Annotated in this window: 11 protein-coding genes; 2 read left to right on the forward strand and 9 right to left on the reverse strand. The window is 69.8% G+C overall.

The window, feature by feature from the left end; genetic code table 11:
* Positions 1-13: 13 nt before the first annotated feature.
* From ABZT12_RS04435 to ABZT12_RS04445, 3 genes are read right to left on the reverse strand one after another with little or no spacing between them, the layout of a single operon-like run.
* The gene (locus tag ABZT12_RS04435; protein WP_356377089.1) at positions 14-841 is read right to left on the reverse strand and encodes an HAD family hydrolase; all 828 of its coding nucleotides are present in this window, start codon (positions 839-841) and stop codon (positions 14-16) included.
* Positions 841-3,300: a phosphoribosyltransferase gene (locus ABZT12_RS04440; RefSeq protein ID WP_356377092.1), complete on the reverse strand. Its 2,460-nt coding sequence runs from the start codon at positions 3,298-3,300 to the stop codon at positions 841-843. Before ABZT12_RS04440 ends, ABZT12_RS04435 begins: the two co-directional genes overlap by 1 nt.
* A gap of 14 nt (positions 3,301-3,314) precedes the next feature.
* Positions 3,315-4,481 (reverse strand): HpcH/HpaI aldolase/citrate lyase family protein, encoded by a 1,167-nt coding sequence (locus ABZT12_RS04445; RefSeq protein WP_356377095.1) that lies wholly within the window; start codon positions 4,479-4,481, stop codon positions 3,315-3,317.
* Between the two features lie 175 nt (positions 4,482-4,656).
* Between ABZT12_RS04445 and ABZT12_RS04450 the strand changes: the two genes are divergently transcribed.
* The gene (locus tag ABZT12_RS04450) at positions 4,657-5,487 is read left to right on the forward strand and encodes a TerD family protein (protein WP_356377098.1); all 831 of its coding nucleotides are present in this window, start codon (positions 4,657-4,659) and stop codon (positions 5,485-5,487) included.
* Between the two features lie 40 nt (positions 5,488-5,527).
* On the opposite strand, the gene ABZT12_RS04455 is transcribed toward ABZT12_RS04450, so the two are convergent.
* The 6 genes from ABZT12_RS04455 to ABZT12_RS04480 all read right to left on the reverse strand — a co-directional run bounded on the left by ABZT12_RS04455 (position 5,528) and on the right by ABZT12_RS04480 (position 10,117).
* Complete coding sequence (locus tag ABZT12_RS04455; RefSeq protein WP_356378082.1) at positions 5,528-6,265, reverse strand: Tellurium resistance; 738 nt, start codon at positions 6,263-6,265, stop codon at positions 5,528-5,530.
* A 148-nt stretch (positions 6,266-6,413) separates the two neighbouring features.
* Complete coding sequence (locus ABZT12_RS04460; protein WP_356377101.1) at positions 6,414-7,562, reverse strand: DUF475 domain-containing protein; 1,149 nt, start codon at positions 7,560-7,562, stop codon at positions 6,414-6,416.
* A 155-nt stretch (positions 7,563-7,717) separates the two neighbouring features.
* On the reverse strand, positions 7,718-8,293 hold the full coding sequence (locus ABZT12_RS04465; RefSeq protein WP_356377104.1) for a TerD family protein: 576 nt from the start codon (positions 8,291-8,293) through the stop codon (positions 7,718-7,720).
* Between the two features lie 113 nt (positions 8,294-8,406).
* Positions 8,407-8,982, reverse strand: coding sequence for a TerD family protein (locus tag ABZT12_RS04470; protein ID WP_356377107.1), 576 nt, complete (start codon positions 8,980-8,982; stop codon positions 8,407-8,409).
* A gap of 111 nt (positions 8,983-9,093) precedes the next feature.
* On the reverse strand, positions 9,094-9,552 hold the full coding sequence (locus ABZT12_RS04475; RefSeq protein ID WP_356377110.1) for a peroxiredoxin: 459 nt from the start codon (positions 9,550-9,552) through the stop codon (positions 9,094-9,096).
* Positions 9,553-9,679: 127 nt separating this feature from the next.
* A complete protein-coding gene (locus ABZT12_RS04480) occupies positions 9,680-10,117 on the reverse strand; it encodes a DUF3052 domain-containing protein (protein ID WP_356377113.1) in 438 nt (145 codons plus the stop codon).
* Positions 10,118-10,594: 477 nt separating this feature from the next.
* On the opposite strand from ABZT12_RS04480, the gene aceE reads away from it, so the two are divergent.
* Positions 10,595-13,327, forward strand: coding sequence for a pyruvate dehydrogenase (acetyl-transferring), homodimeric type (gene aceE, locus ABZT12_RS04485; RefSeq protein ID WP_356377115.1), 2,733 nt, complete (start codon positions 10,595-10,597; stop codon positions 13,325-13,327).
* The last annotated feature ends 23 nt before the right edge of the window (positions 13,328-13,350 follow it).

Genomic DNA, 13,350 nt, shown 5'->3' on the forward strand with positions numbered 1-13,350 from the left:
TCTCAGGAAGTCTTCAACTTCCGTGCCCTGTCGCGGCCGGGCGGGCCGCCCCAAGGAACTCCCGCAGGATGCGCTCCCCGGCCAGCACCCCGCCCTCGGTGAGCGCGCCGACCGTGGGCGCCGTCCAGCCGCACTCGGCGAGCTCGCCGTGGCCCGGCCGCCAGCCCCGGTCGGCCGCGAGCAGCAGATCGGCGTCGAGCAGCGAGTCACCGGCGGCGAGGGTCAGTTCGGCACCGGTGCGCCGGGCGACCTCGCGCACGGCCGCGCCCTTGGTGAGCGGCTTCGGTACGGCGTAGATCTTGCGGCCCTGGAGCGACACCGTCCAGCCGCGCTCCTCCGCCCACACCGCGAACTCCTTCACCCAGTCCTCGGGGAGCAGCTCGCGCTCCACGACGAGATAGACGAAGAGGTCCTCGGCGACGCGGTGCTTGCGCACCCAGGCCGGGTCGGCGGAACCCTCCAGGTGGTCGCGCACCTCGGCGAGCGGCGCGCACTCGGCGGCCAGCCGGCCGGTCACCGTGGCGTGCCAGTCCAGGTCGGAGACGCCGTCCACCAGCAGATGGCCGCCGTTGGCGCAGATCGCGTAGACCGGCTCGGGGCCCGGCAGGCTGATCCGCTGGTACTGCTTGCGGGTACGGGTCGTGGTGGGCACGAACACCGCCGCGCCGCCGAGTTCGGTGAGGAGTCCGGCCGCGGTCTCCGTCATGAAGGAGAGCGGTCTGCTCTCGTGCACCTCGACGCAGAGCAGCCGGGGCGCCCGCGCGTCCGGCATGGTCAGCGCGAGGGAGGCGGCCGAGTAGATGAGCGTACGGTCGAGATCGCTCGCGACGAGGACCGGCATCAGACCGCCACCGTCCGGCCGTCGGCGCCGGTGGCCCCGCGCGTGTACTGAGGGTGGATCAACCCGACGCAGGTGTACGGCAGTTCGGCGACCTCCTCGACGGGCACCCCGCGCTGAGCGGCGAGCAGCCGGACGTGGTCGAGGTCGGCGCCCGCGCCGGCCCGGGCGAGGATCTTCCACGGCACACGGCGCAGCAGCACCCGGGTGGTCTCGCCGACCCCGGGCTTCACCAGGTTCACGTCGTGGATGCCGTACTCCTCGCTGATCCGCTCAACCGCCGCCCAGCCCTGCCAGGTCGGCCTGCGGTCGGCGGAGAGCAGCTCCTTGGCGCGGGCGGCGACGGCGTCGGAGACCTCGGGAAAACGGGCGGCGACCGCGTCCAGGAAATCCACCGAGACATCGGCGCCGGCGAGTTCGCGGTAGAACTTGGCGCCGTGGAAATCATCCGGGCCGACAAGGTCGGAACGGAGTACGGTACGCGAAATCAGCCCGGACACCGTCGAGTTGAGGCAAGCGGACGGAATGAGGAAATCCTCCCGGGTACCGTACGTGCGTACGCAGGAACCCGGATCGGCGAGTACCGCGATCTCCGGATCGAAGCCGGTGATGCCGTCGGATTCCTCGAACTCCTTTATGGCGTCGGCTAGTTCGCGGGTGATGGCACCCTTGCCGGTCCAGCCGTCGACGAACACGACGTCGGCCGGGTCGTGATGGGCGGCCAGCCAGCGCAGCGCGTTGGCGTCGATGCCCCGGCCGCGCACGATCGACACGGCGTAGTGCGGAAGGTCGAGACCGTGCCGGTGCTGGGCCCAGCGGCGCATCAGGACGCCCACGGGGGTGCCGGCCCGGGCGAGCGAGACGAGGACCGGGCGGGGACGCTCGGCGAGGACGATTTCGGTGACCGCCCCGACGGCCAGCGCGATCCGCGCGGCGGAGCCGGCCAGCGCGGTGTGGAACAGCTCCTGGTACCGCTCGCTCGGCTGGTACTCGACCGGCAGCGACTCCGCGTAGTGCGCCCCGCCACTCTGGATCGCCTCCTCCCGCTCCTCGGTCGGCGCCTCCAGCGTGACGTCCGAGAGGTCCTGGAGCAGCCAGCCGACCTCCTCGGGGGCGTACGAGGAGAAGGCGGGGCCGCGGAGGGGCTCGGGCAGCATGGCGGGCCTTTCGGGTACGGGCGGGGGCTCGGGTGCGTAGCTGGGCACGACCGCCAGCAGCACGTGCGGGGTGTGCGCGGCGAGCCGGGCCAACAGGCCGTCGGGGGCGTGCAGTTCGGGGGTGTCCGCACGGGAGTCGACGATCGCGACGACGGCGTCGAAGCCGGCGCCGGCCACGTTGTAGGCGTATCGCTCGCCGGGTCCGTCGGCCGGGGCGTCGTGGGCGGGGAAGACGAGCCGGCTGCGTATCGCGTAGCCGGGGTCGTCCACCGCGAGGACGGGCGAACGGGTCGTGGTGGAGTACCGCACCTCGGCCCCGACCACCTGCTCCAGCTCCCGCGCCACCCGCAGCGGCGCGTACATCAGCTCCTCGAAGCCGAGCACCAGCACGCGTCCGGCGTCACCGGGCAGCGCCTCCGCGAGCCGCGCGGCGAGGGCGGGCAGCGCGCCCTCCAGCCGCGCCCGGTGCGCGGGGGTGAACCCGTGCCGCCCGCCGTCGGGGAGCCCACGCGGCCAGCACAGCTCGACACGGGTCACGCGGCCGGGGGCGGGGGCCGAGGCGGGGGCGGGTTGGCTCCCCGCCGCCTGCTCGTACCGGGCGACCAGCTCCTGGCCCTTGCGCAGTACGTCCGCCGGGAGCCGCACCGTGCCGGAGGCGGCGGCGATCAGATCCACCCGGGCGCCGATCTCCGCGGCGAACGCGTCGAGGCGTCCGGCGTCCGCCGCCGAGCGCATGTCGACCAGGGCGACCACGACGTAGCGGTCCCGGGGATAGCGTTCGTGCAGGTCGCGGATGGTGTTCAGGATCGTGTTGCCGGTGGAGAACTCGTCGTCGACCAGGACCAGCGGGCCGCTTGTGGCCAGCAGGGCGGGGTCCTCGGGGAGCAGCAGGTGGGACGTGGCGTGCGAGTGGGACTCCTCGAAGCCGCCCGCGCGGGCCACCCCGGCGACCGGGCGGCGGGTGGAGTGCAGACAGGTCGCCAGGGCGACGCCGTCCGCGACGGAGTGGCCGAGGCCGGTGGCGGTCTCCGCGTAGCCGAGGACGACCGCGCGGCGGGCCTCGTCGTCGCCGAGCAGCTCGCGCACGCGCCGGCCCAGCGCGAATCCGTGGCCGTAGACGACGGACGGCGACTGCGGCACGTGCTTGCCGAGCACGTTCGACACGAGCAGATGGGCCCGCTTGGGGTTGCGGCGCAGCGCCAGCCCCAGCAGACCGGTCAGCCCGGCGTCGCCGACCAGCTCGACACCGAGCCGCTCGGCGACCCAACTGCCGCTCCAGACACCGTTGTTCACTGCCTTGTTCATACGTCCCTTGCGGTTCAGCCGGGTATCCCGGCGGCGAGCAGCTCCACGAAGCCGACGTCCTCGCGTGCGACCCCGAAGAGCTCGGCGCGCAGCAGGGTCCGCTCGGCCCAGGCGCGGTGCGGCTTCACCTCGTTCATCTTGTTGGTGTACGCCGAGCGCAGCACGCCCCCGCCGAGCAGCTCCGGCCGCAGGATGTCCTGCGCGTCGCTGTACTCCTCGTGGCTGACCACGGAGAGCGCGTGCACGGGCAGCACGTGCGAGGGGTGGATGCAGGTCTTGCCCATGAGCCCGTTGGCCTGGTCGAGGGCGATCTCGCGCAGCAGCCCGTCCATGGCGTGCTCGATCAGCGCCTCGCGCAGCTCCTCGGCCTTGCCCTCCAGGAAGGGGCTGCGGCGCAGCTGCGGCTTGAACATGCGCTCCTGGACCCGGAAGTACTCCCACACCGGTCCGGTCACGGTGAAGCCGGTGCCGTCGGCGCGGCCCAGCATGTTCACCACGTCGGCGATCACGGAGGCGACGATCTGGACGTCGTAGGCGGTCATGTCGGAGGCGCGGCGCAGCCCGTACGACGAACAGAAGTCGGTCACGCCGAGGCGCAGGGCGAGGACGCGGTCGCGGTACTTGACGACCGCGCGGGAGATGCCCTCCAGGGTCTCCACCCGCGACTCGCGGTACAGCAGCTCGGGCGACTCCAGGACCGGCATACCGAAGAGGCGCCGGCCGCTCGCCGCCTCGGCGTCCGCGAGGGCCTCCAGGAAGGGCATCCCGCGCTCTTCGGTGAACTTGGGCATCACGAACCCGGAGAGCAGCCGTACGGCCGGGCCGAGCCGCCGTACGAGGTCGGGGATCTGCTCGGGCACCCGGACCCGGACGAAGAGCAGCGGAAGGTCGGCGTCCGGGCGGCCGGCCAGCTCGGTGAACTGACGGACCAGGTTCTCCTCGGCGGCCGGGACGTCCTCGTCACTGATCGAGTCCTCGAGACAGAGCACCATCGAGACGACACCGCGCCCCGCCTGCTTGACGATGTCGTCGGCGAGCCCGGGCCGGGTGGCCGGGCTGTACAGGGTGGCGCCCAGGCCGGCGGCGAGCAGCCGGGCCGGGGAGTCCGCGTCGAACTCGCACGGCTCCTGGTAGAAGAGACGCGCGCGTACCGTAGGGGCAATCTGCCCGAAATGCTGCATAAAGCTCCCCCATGGTGACGTAGTGGCTGGTGAGGTGTGGACAGGTGGCCGGTAATAGTACGTAGGTATTCATGTCCTCAGTTCCCGTAGGGCATGAATTTCAGGTAACTCGGCCATGTCGACGACCCGTGGCCCCGCATTGTCGTGACCAGGACCGAGAGGGCAGGATGACCGCATGACGCACGCGATGCTGAAGGGGTCGAACGTTCCGGTCGAAGCGACGACGGTACGCGCCGTGCTGCGCTGGACGCCCGGGCAGGGGGGCCCGGACGTGGATGTCTCGGCTCTCCTCCTCGGCCCGGACGGCCGGGTCCGCTCCGACGAGGACTTCGTCTTCTACAACCAGCCCCGGCACCCCTCCGGGAAGGTCTGGCGGCTCGGGAAGAAGCGTGTCGCGGAGGGCCCCACCGACACGATCCAGACAGATCTCGCCGGTGTCGAGCCCGAGGTCGGGCGAATTCTCATCGTCGCATCGGCGGAGGACGTTCCCTTCAAGCTTGTCACCGGCCTGCGCATCCTGCTGTACGACGCCGCGGCCACCGGCGCCGAACCGCTGGCCTACTTCGACATCAAGCCGGAGACCGGCGAGGAGACCGCGCTGATCTGCGGCGAGGTGTACCGGCGGGGCGAGGGCTGGAAGTTCCGCGCCCTCGGCGAGGGCTACTCCAACGGCCTGCGGGGCCTCGCCACCGACTTCGGCATCACGGTCGAGGAGTCGGAGGGCGCGCCCGAGACCGGCCGCCCGCTCCCGCCCGAGCAGCCGACGACGGTCCCCGCACAGCCAGCGTACGGCTACCCGCAGGAGCCGGCGCCCCAGTCTGCCTACGGCTACCCGCAGCCGTCCGCCCACCCCGACTACGGCTATCCCCAGCCGCGGACGGCCGCCCCGGTCCCGCCGGTGCCCGCCGGCACGTACGGCTATCCGCAACCGGTGCCCTCGACCACGGCGTCCGACCCGGACTTCCGGCTGCCGCCGCAGGGACCGCAGTTCGTCGGAGGCCGGTGACGGCCGCCCTGCGTCCGGCGGCCGGCCGCCCGCCGGTGGTTCACCTCTCGGCCTTGGTCTTGTAGCCGCGGCCCCACTGGAGGCCCCACCCGTAGAGCCGGTCCAGCTCCGCCTGGAAGCCGTAGACGAACTTCACCTCACGGCGGACGACCAGTTCGCCCTTGACGTTCTCGATCAGCACGACCGCGCAGGAGCGGGCCTGGGGGTGCCGCTCGTCGAGGCCTATCTCGATCCGGGGCCCGTTGCTCGGGTAGAGCGTCACGATCGCGTGCGTACGGTCGAACGCGGGCGTCTGGTCGTAGATGTACACGAAGACCAGCAGCCGCTTGATGTCGTCCCGGTGGTCGAGGTTGACGTACATCGTCTCGCCGGAGGCGGAGCCGAACCGGTCGTCGCCGCTGAGCTTCACGTACGGCGGCGCGTTGACGTCGCCGAGGAGGCCGCCGAGGGGCTGGACGACGCCCTTGGTTCCGTCCATCAGCTCGTACAGGCAGCCCAGGTCGAGGTCGACGTTGACCATGCTCTGGCTGTGGCCCATCACCTCCGGCGGCTTCAGCGCCTTGAAGGGGTGGCGCAGCAGACTCTCCCGCTGCGGGCCGCCTATGTCGGAGGTCCGCATCCGCCAGGACAGGTTGACGCGCAGGTTGCCGGTGGCCGCGCCCTGCTTGGTGAGCGAGACCTGATGGTGCCGCTTGGTCAGCTCGATGGCGTTGCTCGCCGCGCTGCCCGAGTCGAAGGCGGCATCGCGCCCGCGCCAGATCCCGTCCAGGAAACCCATTCCCGCCCCCACGTCCACATCACAGCCCGAAGGGGCGGCCGAGCAGAGGAGGAGTCCTCAACGACCGCCCCGCTACAGAGCGTTCCCTTGCCCGGGGTGGCTTCACACGTGCGGCACCCCGTGAACCGCGCCTCGGCGAACGGGCGCGTCACACGCCGGAGGAGACCTCGCTCTTGTCCGCCGGGCCCGCCGCATCTCCCTCGGCCGCCGCGATGGCCTGGTTGCGGCGGACCGAGGACCAGAACGACCAGCCGATGAGGATGACGCCCACCAGGCCGGTGATGACCTCGTTGATCTGGTACTGGATGGTCACCATGAGGATCACGGCCAGCGCGCCGATCGCGTAGTGCGCGCCGTGCTCCAGGTAGACGTAGTCGTCGAGGGTGCCCTGGCGGACCAGGTAGACCGTCAGCGAACGGACGTACATCGCGCCGATGCCGAGGCCCAGCGCCATCAGCACGATGTCGTTGGTGATGGCGAAGGCGCCGATCACGCCGTCGAAGGAGAACGACGCGTCCAGCACCTCCAGGTAGAGGAACATGAAGAACGCGGCCTGGCCGGCGAGGACGACCGGCGGCTTCTGCCTGCCGGAGCGCTCGGCCTCCTCGTCCTCCTCGTGCTCGCGTTCCTCCTCCGCCTCCAGGCGGTCCTCGAAGTAGCCGGAGAGCCCGCCGACGATCATGTACGTGATCAGACCGGCGATGCCGGCGATCAGCACCGTCTGCGCCTTGTCGGTGTGGGCGCCGCCGTGCTGGTGGGCGTGGGCGGCGAAGGTGAACGAGGTGATCAGCAGGACGATCAGCGCGATGCAGACCGACAGCATGTCGACCTTGCCGAGCTTGGCGAGCGGGCGCTCGATCCAGCGCAGCCACTGGATGTCCCGGTCCTCGAAGATGAAGTCGAGGAAGATCATCAGCAGGAACATGCCGCCGAACGCAGCGATCGCCGGGTGGGCGTCGGTGACCAGCTGCTCGTAGCGGTCCTTGTTGTTCAGCGCGAGGTCGACCGCGTCGATCGGGCCGATCTTCGCGGTGATGGCGACGATGACGACGGGGAAGACCAGCCGCATACCGAAGACGGCGATCAGCACGCCCACCGTGAGGAAGATCTTCTGCCAGAAGGCGGACATCTTCTTCAGGATCCCGGCGTTGACCACCGCGTTGTCGAAGGAGAGGGAGATCTCCAGGACGGCCAGGATCGCCACGATCCCGAAGGCGGTCCATCCCCCGTAGAGCACGGCTGCGACCAGGCCGATGGCAGTGATGCCGAACGACCAGCCGAAGGTTTTCAGAAGCACTGGCTACCCAATCGTGTGTTGGGGGTTCCCCCATTACGGTGTCCGGGGGAGGCCCTCCCCCGCGCCGCACTCGGTTTTACTCAGACTTTGGACTTCGGGAACCGAGTCTAGAGGGAACCCCCACCGGCCTGGACACCTGCCCGGAACCGACGCCTTTACGAGACGTTGACCCCGAAATCCAGGGCGATGCCCCGTAGTCCGGACGCATACCCCTGTCCCACCGCTCGGAACTTCCATTCGCCCTGGTACCGGTAGAGCTCGCCGAAGATCATCGCGGTCTCGGTCGAGGCGTCCTCACTCAGGTCGTAGCGCGCGAGCTCCTGGCCGTCGGCCTGGTTGACCACACGGATGAACGCGTTGCTGACCTGGCCGAAGGTCTGGCCGCGCTCATCGGCCATATGGATGGAGACCGGAAAGATGATCTTGTCGCAGGTGGCCGGCACCTTCGGCAGGTCGACCAGGATCGACTCGTCGTCACCCTCACCCTCACCCGTGAGGTTGTCGCCGGTGTGCTCGACCGAGCCGTCCGGGCTCGTGAGCTGGTTGTAGAAGACGAACCACTCGTCCCCCATCACCCGCCCGCCGGTGCACAGCAGCGCGCTGGCGTCCAGGTCGAAGTCGGCTCCGGTGGTGGAGCGCGCGTCCCAGCCCAGCCCGATCATCACCTGCGTGAGGTTCGGTGCGGCCTTGGACAGGGAGACGTTGCCCCCCTTGGCGAGCGTGACGCCCATGATGCTGGTCCTCCCCGAGGTACTGCTTCACTGATTGTCCTGCGCGTCCGGCACCGCGCACACGGCGCGGTGCCGGACGATCGGGCGTCCCGGGTGCGCGGACGCCGGGGGTCTCAGACGTTGACGCCGAAGTCCTGGGCGATACCGCGCAGGCCCGAGGCGTAGCCCTGGCCGATGGCGCGGAACTTCCACTCCGCGCCGTTGCGGTACAGCTCGCCGAAGACCATGGCGGTCTCGGTGGAGGCGTCCTCGGAGAGGTCGTAGCGGGCGATCTCGGCGCCGCCGGCCTGGTTCACCACGCGGATGAACGCGTTGCGGACCTGGCCGAAGGACTGCTGGCGGTTCTCGGCGTCGTAGATCGAGACCGGGAAGACGATCTTGTCGACGTCGGCCGGGACCGCCGCGAGGTCGACCTTGATCGCCTCGTCGTCGCCCTCGCCCTCGCCGGTGGTGTTGTCACCGGTGTGCTCGACCGAGCCGTCGGGGCTCTTGAGGTTGTTGAAGAAGACGAAGTTCGCGTCACTGGCGACCTTGCCCGCCGCGTTCACCAGCAGCGCGCTGGCGTCCAGGTCGAAGTCGGTGCCGGTCGTGGTGCGGACGTCCCACCCCAGACCGACGATGACCGCGGTCAGGCCCGGGGCCTCCTTGGTCAGTGATACGTTGCCGCCCTTGCTGAGGCTGACTCCCACGAGTCCTCCATTGGTTTCTGGGGGCGGGGAGCCCCGGCGTGCGTTGGTATCGGATCAACGTGTCGATCCTAGTAACGGGTTCCCGTACCCCGCAGGCCCGGAATCCAACAATCACAGGGTGTCGAGCGCCTTCACGTACTCGTCGAGGTCGCGCGCGTCGGGCAGTCCGTTCACCACGGTCCAGCGCACCACGCCCTCCTTGTCGATGACGAAGGTGCCGCGCAGGGCGCAGCCCTTGCCCTCGTCGAATACGCCGTACGCGCGCGAGGTGTCGCCGTGCGGCCAGAAGTCGGAGAGCAGCGGGTACTCCAGGCCCTCCTGCTCGGCGAAGACGCGCAGGGTGTGGATGGAGTCGTTGGAGACGGCGAGCAGCTGGGTGTCGCGGTCGGTGAACCGCGGCAGGTTGTCGCGCAGCGAGCACAGCTCGCCGGTGCAGACGCCGGTGAAGGCGAACGGGTAGAAGAGCAGCACCACGTTCTTCTCGCCGCGGAAGTCGGAGAGCCGCACGGTGGCGCCGTGGTTGTCCTTGAGCTCGAACTCGGGGGCCTTGTCGCCGACCTGGATCGCCATGTCGTCCTGCATCCCTTCGGTGGGGCTGTTCGGGTGTCACCACCCTACGCAGCGATCACCGCATGCGGACGGACGGGCTGGTGAGACCAGCCCGTCCGGGATCCGGCGAACGAGGTACCGCCGGCGACTACCTCTTGGACTTGGCGGCCTTGGGCGTCACCAGCCGGCTGCCGCTCCACTCCTTGCCCACGCTGACGCTCTTGGTGGCCGACAGCCCCGCCGTCGTCGCGGCTTCCGAGACGTCGCTCGGCTCCACATAACCGTCGCGGCCGGTCTTCGGGGTCAGCAACAGGATGGAGCCGCCCTCCTCGACGTACGTGGTGGCGTCCACCAGGACGTCGGTCAGATCGCCGTCGTCGTCGCGGAACCAGAGCACCACGGCATCGGCGACGTCGTCGTAGTCCTCATCCACAAGGTCGCTGCCGATGACTTCCTCAATGGCCTCGCGGAGTTCCTGGTCTACGTCGTCGTCGTAGCCGATCTCCTGGACCACCTGCTCGGGCTGGAACCCCAGCCTGACGGCAGGGTTCGTCCGCTCCTCCGCGTGGTCCGCGGTCGCGCTCACGGGGTGCCTCCTGATCATGTCTTCATATGGGGGTCCCCCCAGGCCCGTCCGGGGCGCTGGGGGAGTCTCAGCCACGCGCGTGCGCGCAGCGTTGGCCGTAGTCCACACGGGCGGGACGGATCGCGCAAGTACCCGGCGGTTCGGACCGCCGAAACGGTGACGATCCTGGCCGTGTCGCCGCAACTCCTGGCACGGTATCGCGGCCTCCGGTGACGCACACCACAGCGTTCTGCCCGGTTTGCTCCGTTGAGAACCATCCAAAGGTACGGGACTCGAATGGGCTTCCGCCCCAGTACCCGCCCCTACGGGCCCCAGAATACGGACATCCGGGTATCGGTTACCTCACGGTAGAGATGACGATTGCTCCACCGAGGTACACGATGGGGACGATGCGGGCACATGGCCCAACAGGAAAGACACCTTCTCAGACAGGCTTCTGACCGCCCTCCGACCGCCCTCCGACAGCGAAGGAACAGCGTGGCTTCCGGATCCGATCGCAATCCGATCATCATTGGCGGCCTTCCGAGTCAGGTCCCTGACTTCGATCCCGAGGAGACCCAGGAGTGGCTCGACTCCCTGGACGCCGCCGTCGACGAGCGCGGCCGTGAGCGGGCCCGCTACCTGATGCTCCGGCTGATCGAGCGGGCCCGCGAGAAGCGCGTGGCCGTGCCCGAGATGCGCAGCACGGACTACATCAACACGATCGCCACCAAGGACGAGCCGTTCTTCCCCGGCAACGAGGAGATCGAGCGCAGGATCCTGAACGCGACCCGGTGGAACGCCGCGGTGATGGTCTCCCGGGCGCAGCGGCCGGGTATCGGCGTCGGCGGTCACATCGCCACGTTCGCCTCCTCCGCCTCGCTCTACGACGTCGGCTTCAACCACTTCTTCCGGGGCAAGGACGAGGGCGACGGCGGCGACCAGATCTTCTTCCAGGGGCACGCCTCGCCGGGCATCTACGCCCGCGCGTTCCTGCTGGACCGGCTCTCCGAGCAGCAGCTGGACGCGTTCCGCCAGGAGAAGTCGAAGGCGCCGTACGGGCTCTCCTCGTACCCGCACCCGCGGCTGATGCCGGACTTCTGGGAGTTCCCGACGGTCTCCATGGGTCTCGGTCCGCTGGGCGCGATCTTCCAGGCGCGGATGAACCGCTACATGGAGGCGCGCGGGATCGCGGACACCTCGAAGTCCCACGTGTGGGCGTTCCTCGGTGACGGCGAGATGGACGAGCCGGAGTCGCTCGGGCAGCTGTCGATCGCGGCCCGCGAGGGCCTGGACAACCTGACCTTCGTCGTCAACTGCAACCTCCAGCGGCTCGACGGCCCGGTGCGCGGCAACGGCAAGATCATCCAGGAGCTGGAGTCCCAGTTCCGGGGCGCCGGCTGGAACGTCATCAAGCTGGTGTGGGACCGCACCTGGGACCCGCTGCTCGCCCAGGACCGCGACGGTGTGCTGGTCAACCAGCTGAACACCACGCCGGACGGCCAGTTCCAGACGTACGCCACCGAGACCGGCGCGTACATCCGGGAGCACTTCTTCGGGCACGACCACCGGCTGCGCGCGATGGTCGAGAACATGACCGACGCCCAGATCCTGCACCTGGGGCGCGGCGGGCACGACCACAAGAAGGTGTACGCGGCCTTCGCGGCGGCCAAGGCGCACACGGGCCAGCCGACCGTGGTGCTCGCCCAGACGGTCAAGGGCTGGACGCTGGGCCCCAACTTCGAGGGCCGCAACGCCACGCACCAGATGAAGAAGCTGACGGTCGACGACCTCAAGCGCTTCCGCGACCGGCTGCACCTGCCGATCTCCGACAAGGAGCTGGAGTCCGGCGCCCCGCCGTACTTCCACCCGGGCCGGAACTCGGAGGAGATCCAGTACATGCACGACCGCCGCAACTCGCTCGGCGGCTACGTGCCGACGCGGGTCGTGCGCGCCAAGCCGCTGCCGCTGCCACCGGAGAAGACGTACGCGAGCGTGAAGAAGGGGTCCGGGCAACAGTCGATCGCCACCACCATGGCGTTCGTCCGGCTGCTGAAGGACCTCATGCGGGACAAGGAGATCGGCAAGCGGTTCGTGCTGATCGCGCCGGACGAGTACCGCACGTTCGGCATGGACTCGTTCTTCCCGAGTGCGAAGATCTACAACCCGCTCGGCCAGCAGTACGAGTCGGTCGACCGGGAGCTGCTGCTCGCCTACAAGGAGTCGCCGACCGGCCAGATGCTGCACGACGGCATCTCCGAGGCGGGCTGCACCGCCTCGCTGATCGCCGCGGGTTCGGCGTACGCGACCCACGGCGAGCCGCTCATCCCGGTCTACGTCTTCTACTCGATGTTCGGTTTCCAGCGCACGGGTGACCAGTTCTGGCAGATGGCCGACCAGTTGGCGCGCGGTTTCGTCCTGGGCGCGACCGCCGGCCGTACGACTCTGACCGGTGAGGGGCTCCAGCACGCCGACGGCCACTCCCAGCTGCTCGCCTCGACCAACCCGGGCTGTGTGGCGTACGACCCGGCGTACTCGTACGAGATCGCGCACATCGTGCAGGACGGCCTGCGGCGGATGTACGGGCCGGAGAGCGAGGACGTCTTCTACTACCTGACCGTCTACAACGAGCCGATCCAGCATCCGGCCGAACCGGCGGACGTGGACGTGGAGGGCATCCTCCAGGGCATCCACCGAATCCGGCAGGGCACTTCGGGGACCGTGCCGGCGCAGATCATGGCGTCCGGCGTGGCCGTGCCGTGGGCCCTGGAAGCGCAGCGGATCCTCGCCGAGGAGTGGAGCGTGCGCGCCGACGTGTGGTCGGCGACCTCCTGGAACGAGCTGCGGCGCGAGGCCGTCGCGGTGGAGCAGCACAACCTGCTGCACCCCGAGGAGGAGCAGCGCGTGCCGTACGTGACGCGGAAACTGAGCGGGGCCGAGGGTCCGTTCGTGGCCGTGTCCGACTGGATGCGAGCGGTTCCCGACCAGATCGCGCGGTGGGTGCCGGGGACGTACCAGTCGCTGGGCGCGGACGGCTTCGGCTTCGCGGACACGCGCGGCGCGGCCCGGCGGTTCTTCCACATCGACGCGGAGTCGATCGTGGTGGCGGTGCTGACCGAGCTGGCGCGCGAGGGCAAGGTCGACCGGTCCGTGCTGAAGCAGGCCATCGACCGGTACCAGCTGCTGGACGTGACGGCGGCGGACCCGGGCGCGGCGGGTGGCGACGCGTAGCACCACGCACGGCGGGGCGCCCG

It is taken from the genome of Streptomyces sp. NPDC005423 (genome assembly GCF_040606415.1).
GTDB lineage: Bacteria > Actinomycetota > Actinomycetes > Streptomycetales > Streptomycetaceae > Streptomyces.